Annotated in this window: 13 protein-coding genes and 1 tRNA gene; 10 read left to right on the forward strand and 4 right to left on the reverse strand. The window is 69.1% G+C overall.

What is annotated here, in order from left to right; translation table 11 throughout:
* Window positions 1–202 precede the first annotated feature (202 nt).
* A complete protein-coding gene (locus DSX2_RS17260; protein ID WP_020882290.1) occupies window positions 203–559 on the reverse strand; it encodes a DUF488 domain-containing protein in 357 nt (118 codons plus the stop codon).
* Between the two features lie 202 nt (window positions 560–761).
* Here DSX2_RS17260 and DSX2_RS17875 point away from each other — a divergent pair, with 202 nt between their 5' ends.
* The 3 genes from DSX2_RS17875 (at window position 762) to DSX2_RS17275 (ending at window position 3,322) form a co-directional block, all read left to right on the forward strand.
* Window positions 762–1,163, forward strand: coding sequence for a hypothetical protein (locus tag DSX2_RS17875; RefSeq protein WP_020882291.1), 402 nt, complete (start codon window positions 762–764; stop codon window positions 1,161–1,163).
* 203 nt (window positions 1,164–1,366) lie between these two features.
* On the forward strand, window positions 1,367–1,687 hold the full coding sequence (locus DSX2_RS17270) for a DsrE family protein (protein ID WP_236615143.1): 321 nt from the start codon (window positions 1,367–1,369) through the stop codon (window positions 1,685–1,687).
* Window positions 1,688–2,443: 756 nt separating this feature from the next.
* Window positions 2,444–3,322, forward strand: coding sequence for a glycosyltransferase family A protein (locus DSX2_RS17275; RefSeq protein WP_035043392.1), 879 nt, complete (start codon window positions 2,444–2,446; stop codon window positions 3,320–3,322).
* Window positions 3,323–3,478: 156 nt separating this feature from the next.
* Here the strand turns inward: DSX2_RS17275 and DSX2_RS17280 are convergent, their stop codons facing one another.
* Window positions 3,479–4,360 carry a glycosyltransferase gene (locus tag DSX2_RS17280; protein WP_020882295.1) on the reverse strand — a complete coding sequence of 294 codons (882 nt, stop codon included), beginning with the start codon at window positions 4,358–4,360 and terminating at the stop codon, window positions 3,479–3,481.
* Between the two features lie 235 nt (window positions 4,361–4,595).
* A tRNA-Sec gene (locus tag DSX2_RS17285) sits at window positions 4,596–4,689 on the reverse strand.
* Between the two features lie 140 nt (window positions 4,690–4,829).
* On the opposite strand from DSX2_RS17285, the gene DSX2_RS17290 reads away from it, so the two are divergent.
* From DSX2_RS17290 to DSX2_RS17315, 6 genes are all read left to right on the forward strand, one after another.
* Entirely contained in the window at window positions 4,830–5,576 is a 747-nt protein-coding gene (locus tag DSX2_RS17290; RefSeq protein ID WP_020882296.1) for a MarR family winged helix-turn-helix transcriptional regulator, read from the forward strand.
* Window positions 5,577–5,778: 202 nt separating this feature from the next.
* Window positions 5,779–6,279 carry a MarR family winged helix-turn-helix transcriptional regulator gene (locus DSX2_RS18470; RefSeq protein ID WP_020882297.1) on the forward strand — a complete coding sequence of 167 codons (501 nt, stop codon included), beginning with the start codon at window positions 5,779–5,781 and terminating at the stop codon, window positions 6,277–6,279.
* Window positions 6,272–7,471, forward strand: coding sequence for an efflux RND transporter periplasmic adaptor subunit (locus DSX2_RS17300; RefSeq protein ID WP_020882298.1), 1,200 nt, complete (start codon window positions 6,272–6,274; stop codon window positions 7,469–7,471). The genes DSX2_RS18470 and DSX2_RS17300 overlap by 8 nt, the downstream gene beginning before the upstream one ends.
* Window positions 7,468–8,223, forward strand: a complete 756-nt coding sequence (locus DSX2_RS17305; protein ID WP_020882299.1) for an ABC transporter ATP-binding protein — start codon at window positions 7,468–7,470, stop codon at window positions 8,221–8,223. The genes DSX2_RS17300 and DSX2_RS17305 overlap by 4 nt, the downstream gene beginning before the upstream one ends.
* A 15-nt stretch (window positions 8,224–8,238) precedes the next feature.
* Window positions 8,239–9,468 (forward strand): ABC transporter permease, encoded by a 1,230-nt coding sequence (locus tag DSX2_RS17310; RefSeq protein ID WP_020882300.1) that lies wholly within the window; start codon window positions 8,239–8,241, stop codon window positions 9,466–9,468.
* Window positions 9,469–9,496: 28 nt separating this feature from the next.
* Window positions 9,497–10,783: an MFS transporter gene (locus DSX2_RS17315; RefSeq protein ID WP_020882301.1), complete on the forward strand. Its 1,287-nt coding sequence runs from the start codon at window positions 9,497–9,499 to the stop codon at window positions 10,781–10,783.
* Window positions 10,784–10,847: 64 nt separating this feature from the next.
* Here DSX2_RS17315 and DSX2_RS17320 read toward each other — a convergent pair whose 3' ends face one another.
* Complete coding sequence (locus tag DSX2_RS17320) at window positions 10,848–11,732, reverse strand: LysR family transcriptional regulator (protein WP_020882302.1); 885 nt, start codon at window positions 11,730–11,732, stop codon at window positions 10,848–10,850.
* A 138-nt stretch (window positions 11,733–11,870) separates the two neighbouring features.
* Here DSX2_RS17320 and DSX2_RS17325 point away from each other — a divergent pair, with 138 nt between their 5' ends.
* On the forward strand, window positions 11,871–12,668 hold the full coding sequence (locus DSX2_RS17325; protein ID WP_020882303.1) for a carboxymuconolactone decarboxylase family protein: 798 nt from the start codon (window positions 11,871–11,873) through the stop codon (window positions 12,666–12,668).
* Window positions 12,669–12,708 lie beyond the last annotated feature (40 nt).

Raw genomic sequence — 12,708 nt, forward strand, 5'->3', positions numbered from 1 at the left:
GAAGCCAGCTTGTCAACTCTTTCACAAGCCCCTGCGGGACACTTTTGCCCACCCTGCGCCCCGGGGGTGTGGCAGATCGCCTCGGCAGGGATTGGAGTCGGGGAGGCGATCACCTGCGGCACGACGCCTTCAGCCATGGCCTGCCGCTGCCTGATGGGGGCCCGGCGTCGCTGAGGGGGCGGCACAGGGTGCGGCGCAAATCTCAGCCTCCGGCCAGGAACTCGCGCAGCACCACGGCGTTGTTGCGCTTCTCGTCCCGGGCCGCGTAGACCAGGGTCACGTCGCCCTCGGCCATGGCCCGGCGCAGCTCGCCGAGCGCCTCGGCAGCCTCGCCCTCTGCCTGGCCCAGCTCTGCCAGATAGGCCTCGCGGAACTCGGGCCAGCGCTCCTTCTCGTGGTGGAAGCGCTTGCGGAGCCCCGCCCCCGGGGCCACGGCCTTGAGCCAGGCCGCGATGCGCAGCCGCTCGCGCGAAACGCCGCGCGGCCAGAGCGCATCCACCAGGTAGCGCGTGCCGTCGCCTTCCCCTGCCTCTTCATAGGCGCGCTTGATCCGCAGCATGTGAGCCTCCCGTGCGGCCCCGGCATGCTACAGGCCGGGCCGCTCCCAGCCAGCCTGTAGCATGCCCGTGGCGTCGGGAAAACCCGGGGCGGCCGCAATCTTTTTCCGTCTCCCGGGTAAACCTTCCTGCGTGAAGCGCGTTGCATACGGCAGATTGCCGGTGGAGTCTCTTCCCCGGCGCAACTTTCCAAGGAGAACGCACATGCGCTTCGCCAAGACCCTGATCACCGCCGCCGCCCTGACCCTCCTGGCCGGCGCGGCCCATGCCCAGTCGACCGCCCCGGCCGAGGCCCAACCGGCCGCTCCGGCCGTTTCCACTCCGGCCGCCACGCCTGCCACGCCCGCCGCGCCCGCCATCGAGCACCGCGCCGAGCGCCAGCAGCACCGCATCCGCCAGGGCGAGAAGTCCGGGGCCCTGACCCACAAGGAAGCCCGCCACCTGGAGAAGCGCGAGCACAAGCTCGACAAGCACATCGCCAAGGCCGAGAAGGACGGCAAGCTCACCCCCGCCGAGCGCAAGCATCTGCGCAAGGAAGAGAACCGCGACAGCAAGGCCATCCACCGCAAGAAGCACAACGCCCGCAAGGAGCACGCCGCTTCCTAGCCGCCCGGCGCGCTGCCCCACATGCCAAGGGGCCGCTTCGGCGGTCTCCTGACATCCGCGGCCGGCGCCCCATCCGCCGCATCACCCACGCAGCCCCCGGGCCCCGGCCCGGGGGCCTTTTTGCGCCCGAAAGCCCCGCGCTTGCCGCGCCCGCGCCCGCCATGTATAGATATTACAAATCAAAAACATGAGGTTGATAGACGGTGCAGATACTCATCGTGCTTTCATCCGCTGACCCGGAGATCAAATGGAATGCGGTGCGGCTGGGCAATTTCCTGCTCAACGAGGGCGACGACGTGACCATCTTCCTCAACGGATCGGCCGTGACGCTGCTCGACGGCGACAGCGAGCGGTTCCCCATAAGGGAGCAGGCCAAGCTCTTCACCCTGAGCGAGGGCGTGCTCGCGGCCTGAGGCAAGTGCATGGGCATCCACGGCGTGGATGCAAACGAGTTCGTGACCCTCTCGAACATGAAATTCCTGGCCGCGCGGATGCGCGCCGCAGACAGAATACTCTCCTACTGAATCCGTAGCTGCGCCCGGCAGCCAGCGCCCATCGCGAATTCCGGACATCCGGCTGCAGCCCGTGCCGCCCTTTTTGCCTCCCCTTGTCAACGATCCCCGAGCTGGTGCGTTGAGTGTCTGTGTGACCGGGACGAACCTTCCCCGACCCGGTCGCGGGGACGATGCGCTGCGGCGCTCGGGTACCTCCTGAAATGCGGCTCGAGCCGCCCGTCCGACGGCATACCGCGGCCGTCGGAGTCCCCCCTCCGGTTTTGGCCCGGAGGGATACCGGATAAGGGCGGCCACCTTCCCGGCAGCGCCGCGACGCTCACCGCACGCGACGGCAGAGCCTCACGAAACCGCCGCGTCCCCTTCCGCTTCCTCTCCTCCAGCCGCCCCGGGCCGTCCGGCCCGGGGCATCTTCTTTACAAAGGGCACTTCCCGCAGCGGGCAGGCTTTCGCCGGGATTCATCCTCCGTGCCGGAAGCGCTGCCCGGTTGAATCCGCCCTGCGGTGCTCCTTTCATGTCGTCCGTGATCGGCGGACTCCCAACGGGAGTCGAAAGCTCCGCGGCACGATCCCGCAAGCCGAAAGGCCCGCCTCCCTTTCGCCTGAGGCATCCGCACCCGCCTGCAGCACACGGAACCTTCTCCGCTGCTTCCCGTTACCCGGGACGGCGGAGAATGCGGACAAGGCCCGCCTCTCCGATTGACGGAGTATGAGGAAGGCCATAGGTTACTGCATCAGAAAGTGAACCGAACGCAAAGGAACGGGCACGTGCAAGGAATATCTGTCATTATTCCGTGCTACAATCGAGAGCATCTGTTGCGTGAAGCGATAGAGAGCGTTTTGGCGCAGGAATACGGCGGTCCTGTGGAAATCGTCGTCGCCGATGACGGCTCCAGCGACAGGAGCGTTGAAATTGCCGAGTCGTTCGGTCCGCCGGTCAAGGTTCTCAGAAAGCCTGCCGACTGCACGGAACAGGGTCCCGGCCCGGCCAGGAACCGGGCCATCGCAGCGAGCAGCCATCCATTCCTCGCCTTTCTCGACTCGGATGACATATTCCTGCCGGGTCATCTGCAGCGGCTTGCGTCGGCACTGGAGAGCGAGCCGGATGTCGGGATGGTTTTCGACGAAGCGAAAACGATATGCAACGGGCGCATGATCGTCTTTCCATATCCGGCCTGCCTGATGCAATCTCCCGACGCGCATGGCATGCTGCTCGAGCCCCTGCCCCAGACGGACTCGATAATGGTGCGCCGCAGCCTGCTGCATGATCCCGACGCCCCTTTCGACCCCGAGCTTCTGTTCTGCGAGGACAACGATCTGCGCATCAGGATAGCGGAACGCCACCCTGTCCGGTTCGTGAAAGGTTTCGGCTCCGCCATCCGCGAGCACGAGAACCGCTCCATAAACACGAGCCGGAGGGAAAAGCTCTTTCACTATGACATGCTGATGCTGAAGAAGGCGACGGCACGATATGACTATGCCCGGCACATAGTCCGTGCGAAAAAAGCGAAACTCTACTACTTCCGCGCCATCGGCAGATACAGGGAGTCGGATCTGCTCAACTTCCTCCGCTACTTCGTGGCCGGATTCGCCACATCGCCGGGCATCTATCTCCAGAAATTCAAGGAAAAGGTCTTCAAGGCGTAAGCCGCGCCGCCTCCGTATACCGCACGTGCCCGCGATCCTGGGGAGCGCCGTCCGCGGCGTCTTCCTCGCGCCCGGCATGCGGCGCTTTTCGCGCCGCCCGGAGGTGACGGCATCAGCCCGGGAAGCCTGCTACAGAGGGAGAGGCGGTGCGCGAGGCTAGCGGCCGCGCAGGCACTTCTCGCGCAGCACCCTGGCGCTGCGCATGGGGTCGTGGAACGCGGCCAGGAGCATGTTGCCCAGCCCGCGCAGGTAGGCGCCGTCGTGCAGGTCGAACTCTCCCAGTCGGAAATGGAGCACGGCTCGGCGCTTCCTGAGGGCGTTGCGGGAATAGTAGCCCCGTTCCTCGGCCCCGCGCAGGACCACGAAGCCGTCCTCCCACATCTTGCGCTTGCGGCTGGCCTGGCCGCCGTGCAGCCGGTACTCGAAGACGGGCTCGTTCAGGAAACGATAGTCTCCCTTCTCGGCCAGCCTGACCCACAGGTCGTGGTCCTCGCCGAAGATGCCCTCGGTGTAGCCGCCCACGGCCCGCACCAGGTCCATGCGGGCCAGGACTCCCTGGATGTGCACGAAGCAGTCGATGAGCAGGTTCTCCTTGTCCGCCATGTAGGCGGGATCACGGACATCCCACAGGTAGAGCCGTCGGCCGGTCTCGTCGACGGCATAGCCGGTGGCGAAGGAGAAGGCGAGGCTCGAATCCGAGCGGAGGGGGGCGCGCAGCTTCTCGAGCGCTCGGTCGTCGATCCAGCGGTCGTCGGAATCGAGAAAGATGACGTACGAGCCCCGCGCCTCGGTCAGGCCCAGGTTGCGCGAGGCTCCGGCCCCCTTGTTGGCGCCGCCGGGATGCCGCAGGAGCCTGATCGTCTCGGGATGCCGCGCCGCGTGTTCTTGCAGGGCCTCAAGGGTGCCGTCCGTGGAACCGTCGTCCACCAGGATGAGCTCGCACGGGCAATCCTTCTGGCGCAGCACGCTCTCGATGGCGTCGGCAGCGAACCGCCCGGTATTGAAGCAGGGCATGATCACGCTGACCAAATCTTCCACGGCGTCTCTCCACGGGCTGCGATCTTCCCCAACCGCCCAGGCATGGGGCCTCGCGCGGGGAGCACCGGGAACTCCCGGCGGGGCGGAGGGTCGCCCCTGGCGTGACTCTATCACACACTCGACTCATGGCGTCAATCGTGTGGGCCGCAGCATCTTCCCGCCTTCGGCAGCGTCGTCCCCACCGTGAAAAAAACGCCGCCGGACGGGACCCGTCCGGCGGCGCAGGGATATCGCGTGGCGGAAGCGTATAGGAGTCGAACCTACCGAACGGGGTTAACCGTTCCACTGGATTTGAAGTCCAGGCGCCACACCGGTGACGATACGCTTCCGTGTGGGATGGGGCTCTAGCAGGTTTGCAGGCCCTGGGCAAGTCGGAGCCCGGGCGGGGAGGATTCGGCGCCCAAAATGATTGACGGAATTACCCCCGGCACCTAAGAAGAATAATAGACAGAATTAATAGAGGGACACGATGCACCCGTATGCCAAGCGATACGCCCGCGAGATCCTGGACGCCATGCCGGTGATCATGAAGAAGCTCCGCCAGGAGCTTCGCGGCAGGAAGGCTTCCGAGCTTTCCCTGAGCCAGGTGCGGGTGCTGACCTTCCTCCTGCGCTCGCCGGGGGCGAGCCTGCCCGATGTGGCCAAAGCCGCGGACATGCCGCCTGCGGCCGCCGCGGGCATCGTGAGCGACCTCGTGCAGCGCGGCCTGGTGCTGGACCACCTGCGGCCCGAGGAGCACAGCCGGGCCGCGCTGAGCCTCACGCCCACCGGCCGCAAGCTGCTGGACGGCGCGCGCGAGGCGGCCATCGCCGTCTTCGCGGAGCACCTGGCCGACCTCTCGCCCACGGACCTCATCGCCCTGGCCACGGGGATCAACGTGCTGCGCAAGGTCTTCCCCCTGGGAGCGGCCTACGACGAGCTGCCCGAGTCCCACGGCCGCGCCAGCCAGCCCCTGCTGACCTCCTACGAGCTCGAGTTCTTCCTCGGCTCCAACCCCCTGCGCGCCGTGGCCGGGGAATCCGGCGCGCTGCCCCCGGACGATCTGGACCTCGATGCGGCCGACGCGATGGACGAGCAGGGGCAGGAGAGCGGCGAACAGGCCGCCCCCCCGCCCTCCCAGGAAGTCTCCGGCGCGAAGTCCGGCACAGGCGACACCAGGAAGCCGCCGAGCGCGAAACCCCGCAAGGCGTCCGCCCGCGACGTGGCCGAGGGCTGACCGGCCCCTCCGGCGCCGCCCAGGAGCGGCCCGCACCGCTCCTCCCCGCCTCCTTCGCAGCCTCCCCTTTCCCGCCCCTCGCCTCCTCGCCCGCGTGTCGCCGGTGCCGGGTTCCCTGCCCGGCGCAGCCCGCCTCTTGACGGAGTTAGTGTCGCGCCTTAATAGTTCACCAAGGAAATTATTTACCGGAGAAATAAAACCGATGCTCGACGACGTATCCCGCTGCGCCCGGGAACTCCTGGACCTCACGCCGGAGATCATGCGCCTTCTGCGCGCCGAGATGCGCGGCAACCGGACACCGGACCTGTCCGTGCCCCAGTTCCGCGTGCTCATCTACCTGCGCCGCCACCCCGGCTCCAACCTGCGCGAGGCGGGCGAGTTCATGGGGCTGTCCGCGCCCGCCATGTCCAAGATCGTGGACGGCCTGACGCAGCGCGGCATGGTCGAGCGCGCCCAGTGCAGCGAGGACAGGCGCCGCGTGACCCTGGAGCTGACCCCGGCCGGGCTCGCCGTGCTGGACGCCGCGCGCGAGGCCACCACGGCCATCTTCGCGGGCCGCCTCTCCCTGCTCGGCCAGGAGCAGCTCGCCGTCGTGCTCGAGGCGCTGCAGATCCTCCGCTCGGCCTTTGCCGCCGCGCCGCAGAACGCGGCCGAAAACCCCGCAACCTCCCCCGCGCATCCGCAGGAGCCCTTCCATGCGTAAATGGCTCGTGTCCGCCGTCGTGCTCGCGGTTCTCGCCGCGGGCGGCCTCCTCGCCTACCGGAGCCTCTACGGCCAGACCAATCCCGCCGCGCAGTACGTCACCGCGCCCGTGACGCGCGGCGACATCGCCTCCACCGTGACCTCCACCGGCACGCTGAACCCGGTGACCACGGTGCAGGTGGGCACGCCGGTCTCGGGCATCGTCAAGGCGCTCTACGTGGACTACAACTCGCCCGTGCGCACGGGCCAGCCCATCGCCCAGATCGACCCGGCCATCTTCAAGGCCCTGGTCGAACAGGCGCACGGCAACTACCTGGCCGCCCTGGCCAACGTGGACAAGGCCAAGGCGGGCCTGGAGGACGCCGAGCGCACCCTCAAGCGCTACAAGGCGCTGGTCGGCCCGGGCCTCATCGCCCAGAGCGACTACGACACCGCGCAGACCGCGCGCGACACCGCCGCCGCGGCCCTGTCCGCGGCCAGGGCCGCCGTGGTCCAGACGCGCGGGGCCTTCCAGCAGGCCGAGACCAACCTGGCCTACTCCACCATCCGCTCGCCCGTGGACGGCATCGTGGTCTCGCGCGACGTGGACGTGGGCCAGACCGTGGCCGCCTCCCTGCAAAGCCCCACCCTCTTCCTCATCGCCCAGGACCTGACCAAGATGGAGGTGGACGCCAGCGTGGACGAGGCCGACATCGGCAGCATCCGCGAGGGCGGCACCGCCACCTTCACCGTGGACGCCTACCCGGACGACCGCTTCCACGGCAAGGTCCTGCAGGTGCGCAACTCGCCCGTGACCGTGCAGAACGTGGTCACCTACGTGGTGGTCATCGGCGTGGACAACACCGACCTTCGGCTCAAGCCCGGCATGACCGCCAACGTGACCTTCGAGACCGCGCGCAAGGAAGGCGTGCTCAAGATCCCGGCCGCGGCCCTGCGCTTCCGCCCGCTCGACGCCGGGGACAGGTCCGGCCGACGCGCCTCGGGCCGCAGCGTCTACGTGCTCGCCCCGGACGGGAGGCTTACGGCCGTGCCCGTTGCCACAGGCATCTTCGGCGACTCCGAGGTGGAGGTCACGGGCGGCAAGCTCAGCGACGGCCAGAAGGTGGTCGTGGAGCAGACCGGCCCGCGCAAGCCCGGCGGCACGGGCGCCTCGGGCGGCGGCCACGGCTCGCCCTTCGGAGCGCGGCTGTGAGCCCGACCGCTTCCATTCCCTCTTCTCCCGCCCCCGGCGCGGACGGACAGCTCGTGGTCGAGGCCCTGGGCCTGACCAAGACCTACCGCCTGGGCGGGGAGACCGTGCACGCCCTGCGCGGGGTGGACCTGCACGTGGCGCGCGGCGAGTTCGTGGCCGTCATGGGCGCGTCCGGCTCGGGCAAGTCCACCTGCATGCACATCCTCGGCTGCCTGGACACGCCGACCTCGGGCGAATACCGCCTGGAGGGCCGCCGCGTGGACAGCCTGCCGCGCGCGGGGCTCGCCCAGATCCGCAACCGGAGCATGGGCTTCGTCTTCCAGGGCTTCAACCTGCTCACCCGCACCTCGGCGCTCGAGAACGTGGAGCTGCCCCTGGTCTACGGCCGTGTCCCGGCCAAGGAGCGCCGCGAGCGCGCCATGGCGGCGCTCGCCATGGTCGGCCTGGCGGAGCGCGCGGGCCACATGAGCAACCAGCTCTCCGGCGGCCAGCAGCAGCGCGTGGCCATCGCCCGCGCCCTGGCCAACGACCCGGCCCTGCTCCTGGCCGACGAGCCCACCGGCAACCTCGACTCGCGCATGAGCGACGAGATCATGGCCATCTTCACCACGCTCAACGGCCGCGGCATCACCATCGTCATGGTCACCCACGAGCCGGACGTGGCCGCCTACGCCACGCGCCGCGTGGTCTTCCGCGACGGCCTCGTCCTCTCCGACAGCTCGGGCCGCGACGGCCCCCTGCCCGAGGCCTGAGATGGGAGGCGGCAGATGAGCGACATCCTCCTCTCGCTGCGCATCGCGGCGCGCGCCCTGCGGGTCAACGCCCTGCGCTCCTTCCTGACCATGCTCGGGATCATCATCGGCATCGCCGCGGTCATCGTCATGGTCGCCGTGGGCACCGGCGCCACGCAGCGCATCAACGAGCAGATCGCGAGCATCGGCAGCAACATCATCCTCATCCTGCCCGGCTCCACCACCTCGGGCGGCCTGCGCGCGGGGCTCGGCTCCCAGCCCACCCTGACGCTGGACGACGCCAAGGCGCTGCGCGCCGAGTGCCCGTCCATCAGCCTCGTCGCGCCCACGGTGCGCGGCACGGCCCAGGTGGTCTACGCCAACATGAACTGGTCCACCGTGATCATGGGCGCCACGCCGGACATGTTCGCCATCCGCGACTGGGCCGTGACCGAGGGCCGGGAGCTGCAGTCCGCTGACGTGGACGGCGGGCTCAAGGTCTGCCTCATCGGCACCACGGTGGCCGACATGCTCTTCGGCTCCGAGGACCCCGTGGGCCGCACCATCCGCATCAACAAGATCCCCTTCCAGGTGGTGGGGCTGCTGCAGTCCAAGGGCCGCTCGCCCCAGGGCACGGACCAGGACGACATCATCTACGTGCCCCTGACCACGGCGCAGCGCCGCCTCTTCGGCAGCGCCATCCCCAACACCGTGGGCGCCATCCTGGTGCAGGCCAAGGACCAGTCGCTCCTCGACAAGGCCCAGGAGGAGGCCGTGGCCCTGCTCGACCAGCGCCACCGCATAGGCCCGGCCAAGGAGCGCGACTTCTCCGTGCGCAACCTGACCGAGATCCTGGCCGTGGCCCGGCAGTCCGCGGGCATCATGTCCGTGCTGCTCGGCTCCGTGGCCTCCATCTCGCTCCTCGTGGGCGGCATCGGCATCATGAACATCATGCTCGTCTCGGTCACCGAGCGCACCCGCGAGATCGGCATCCGCATGGCCATCGGCGCCTCGCAGAAGAACATCCTCCTGCAGTTCCTCACCGAGGCCGTGCTCCTGACCATGCTCGGCGGCGCGATCGGCATCCTGCTCGGCGGCGGCGGCGCGCTCGTCGTCTCGCGCCTGCTCTCCTGGCCCGCGGTCATCTCGGCCCAGGCCGTGGTCATCGCCGTGGCCTTCTCCAGCGCCATCGGCATCTTCTTCGGCTTCTACCCGGCCCGCAAGGCGGCGGGCCTGAACCCCATCGACGCCTTGCGCTACGAGTAGGCGTCAAGACTCAAGGATCAAGGACTTCATGCCTCCCGACAGCACGTTCAACGAAAACGCCGCGGCCGCTCCGGCCGGGCGCATGGCGACGCTCACGCGCTCCTTCAAGCACCGCAACTTCCGCCTCTTCTTCAGCGGCCAGTTCGTCTCGCTCATCGGCACCTGGATGCAGAACGTGGCCGAGGCCTGGCTCGTCTACCGCCTCACGGGGTCGAGCGCCGCGCTCGGCCTCGTGCGCTTCGCGGGCCTCGCCCCGGTCTTCCTCTTCGCCCTCATCGGCGGCGACTGGGCCGACCGCGGGAGCCGCCGCGCCATCCTCGTGGGCACCCAGAGCTCGGCCATGATCCTGGCCTTCACCCTGGCCGCGCTCTGCCTCACGAACACCGTCCAGGTCTGGCACGTCGTGGTCCTGGCCACGCTGCTCGGCCTGGTCAGCGCCATGGACGTGCCCACGCGCCAGTCCTTCATCGTGGAGATGGTCGGCAAGGAGGACCTGGCCAACGCCATCGGCCTCAACTCCTCCATGTTCCACCTCGCCCGCGTGATCGGCCCCTCCGTGGCGGGCGCGCTGCTGGCCGCCGTGGGCGAGGGCTGGTGCTTCACCATAAACGGCGTCTCCTTCCTCGCGGTCATCGCCAGCCTGCTGCTCATGCGCCTGCCCGCCCGCGCGCCCGAGACCAAGGCACGCGCGCCCATGGCCAAGCGCATCAAGGAAGGTCTCAACTACGCCTGGAACAACCACGACATGCGCAACGTGCTGGGCCTCATCGCCATGGGCAGCTTCTTCGGCTCGTCCTACATGGTGCTCATGCCCGTCTTCGCCCAGAACGTGCTGCACTCCGGGGCCAAGGGCTTCGGCATCCTCATGGCCGCGGCGGGCGCGGGCAGCCTGGCGGGCGCCCTGACCCTGTCCATGCGCCGCGACGTGACCGGCCTGTGGAAGGTGCGCTTCATCGCCTCCGTGGGCTTCGGCATCTCGCTGCTCCTTTTCGCCTTGTCGCATTCCTTCTGGCTCTCCGCCGCCCTGCTCCTGCCCGTGGGCTTCGCCATGATCCTCTTCATGGCCGTGTCCAACACCCTGCTGCAGACCATCTGCCCCGACGCCCTGCGCGGCCGGGTCATGGCGCTCTACTCCATGATGTTCATGGGCATGGCCCCCTTCGGCGCCCTGCTCGCGGGCCTCATGGCCGAGTTCCTGGGCGCGGGCCATACCGTGGCCATCTGCGGCGGCGCCTGCCTGCTCGGCAGCCTCCTCGCCGGACGCCCCGGCCGCCGCGGTCCGCTGGCCCAGGCCGAGCCCCAGGCCGAGGGGTAGGGAAAAAGCGGGGGGAGGCGGGGACGACGAGCGGCTGACTCTTAACCAGTTGATTCGGGGGACTTCAGGCCAGGGCGAGGAAGGACTTCAGGGCCGGATTGTCGTTGTCCGCGGTCCAGGCGAGGTAGAGCTCCACCGGCGGCAGGCCGCCCGCGAGCTCGCGGCAGGCCACGCTGCCGTCCCCGGGCGGGACCGCGGAGCGCGGCAGGAAGGCCAGGCCGAGCCCCGCGCCTACCAGGGCCAGGGTCGTCTCCTTGCGCACCACCTCCTGCACGATGCGCGGCGCGAACCCGGCCGCGGCGCAGGCCCCGACCACCGCGTCGTACAGGTCCGGCCCCTGCCCGCGCGGGTAGAGGATCAGCGGCTCGTCCCTCAGCGCGGCCAGCTCGAGCGGCGCAGAGGCGCCGGGCCCGCCTCCGGCCAGGGCATGGCCCGCGGGCAGCACGGCCACGTAGGGCTCGCTGTGGAAGAGGCGCGAGGCCAGGGGCGGCCCGGGCTCGTGCAGCAGCCGCACCACGCCCACGTCCAGCCGCCCGGCCGCGAGCAGGGAAAGCTGCTCCAGCGTGGGCAGCTCGGCCAGCGAAAGCCGCACCTCGGGCCAGGCCGCGGCGAAATCGCGGATCACCCCGGGCAGCCGCGTGCCCGTGGCCGGACCCACGAAGCCGAGCGAAAGGCTCCCCACCTCGCCCCGCGCCGCGCGGCGCGCCGCCTCGGCCGCGCGCCCGGCCGCGGCCAGCACCTCCCGCGCCCCGCGCAGAAAGGCCTCGCCCGCGGCCGTCAGCCGCACCCGCCGCCTGGTGCGCGCCAGAAGCTCCACCCCGAGTTCGTCCTCCAGCCGCCGCACCGCCTGGCTCAGGGGCGGCTGCGACATGTGCAGCCGCTCGGCCGCATGGCCGAAATGCAGTTCCTCGGCCACGGCCACGAACTGCTCCAGGGTCCTCAGCTCCACGACTTATTCTCCATACGAATCAATCAATGATGAAAAATATATTGGAGATATAAACGGCCGTGCGGCATCCTGCAAGGCGTGGACAAACCCGCGTCCATGACGCACAACATCATACGAGAATCGTCAAGGAGGACAGCCATGCAGGACAGACACGAACGGGGCATGGAGCTCATGCGGCGCCTGCTGCCCGACATGCCTGAAAAGCTCGAAACCGCCCTGGCCGACATCGCGCCGGACATGCCCGGCTTCATCATCGATTTCGCCGCGGGCGAGATACTCTCGCGGCCCGGGCCGGACATCTCGGACCGACAGACCGCCACCGTGGCCGCGCTCATGGCCCTGGGCAACGCCCCGGCACAGCTCGCCGTGCACATCCGCGGCAGCCTGAACGCCGGTCTCTCCCCGCGCCAGATCATCGAGATCATCTACGTGACCATGATCTTCTCCGGCTTCGCCTCGGCCCTCAACGCCATCACCGTGGCCCGCGAGGCCTTCAGGGAGGCGGGCGTGGAGCTGCCCCTGCCGCGCGAGGCAGTGCACGCGGGCACCGAGGAGCCCACCCCGGCCGACCGCCACACCAAGGGGCTGGCCGTGATGAAGGCCACCAGCGACCGCGCGGGCAACGCCGTCATCGACGCCCTGGCCGACATCGCGCCGGACATGGCCCGCTTCATCGTGGACTTCTCCTACGGCGAGATATTCTCCCGCACCACGCTCTCGCCGCGCAAGAAGGAGATCGCCATGATCGCCGCCACCGCCGCGCGCGGCACCATGGCCCCCCAGCTCAAGGTCCACATCCGCGCCGCCCTCGTCGTCGGCGTCTCCAAGGAAGACATCGTCGAAATCCTGCTCCAGATGGCGGTCTACGCGGGCTTCCCCGCCGCCCTCAACGCCCTCGCCGCCGCCCGCGAAGCCTTCGCGGAAGCGGAAGGCTAGGAGGCGGGACAGAAAAGACGCGGGGGAGGGGCGGAGGGGG

Source organism: Desulfovibrio sp. X2, assembly GCF_000422205.1.
GTDB lineage: Bacteria > Desulfobacterota > Desulfovibrionia > Desulfovibrionales > Desulfovibrionaceae > Alkalidesulfovibrio.